This is a genomic window from Lysobacter olei, assembly GCF_054777355.1.
Genome location: NZ_BAAHAT010000036.1, coordinates 1 through 605 on the forward strand (window position 1 = coordinate 1; position 605 = coordinate 605).

General features: G+C 45.0%; 1 protein-coding gene. It reads left to right on the forward strand.

Going from position 1 to position 605, the window contains the following annotated elements; genetic code table 11:
* On the forward strand, positions 1–369 hold a 369-nt coding region (locus ACYVBS_RS14695; RefSeq protein ID WP_460824501.1), incomplete at its 5' end, for a hypothetical protein.
* Between the last annotated feature and the right edge of the window lie 236 nt (positions 370–605).

The following is a 605-nucleotide window of genomic DNA, read 5'->3' on the forward strand; positions in this document are numbered from 1 at the left end:
GTGACAGCCTGGGAAGTGAAACACTTCTCCCGTTCATTATTCAACCTTGACCCAGCCCGATATCCGGGAGTCTTCTCTATCTTCCCAACCCTTTGGAGAAACAGGTTTCTCTTCTGGGCTGTTGCAGCTGGATTTGTGACTTCCTTCCCAGTCATCTATATTCCTGTTGTTAACAAGCTAGTCTTCAAACACATCGCCATATCGTGGGAATGGGGCATTGTAGCCGGTTGTGTGGCCGTCTACATTGCTTTGATCGAGAGCTGGAAAGCAGTTAAGCGGGCTCTGAAGATCGGAAGTGCTGGTACATCACTAATTACCATGCAAGATGCAGAAATGAGAGCAGGCTGTTCATGTCAGATAGCCTTCTGACCGATAGTGCTATCACTTCTCGAGAAGAAACACTGGAGAAGAAAGAATAGTGTTTCGGGCGGGTGGAACACAGATGGCTGGGTATTTTTTGACGTCTCATACTAATAAGTTTATGCCTCATCAACTAGGCTTGCTTTTTGTTTTTTTTTTTTTTTTGTTTTTTTTTAAAAAACGACTTTTTACTGCGCTCTTTTCTCCGTCTGAACGGCCTTGCTGATTTGGTCCGAGATGGCCTC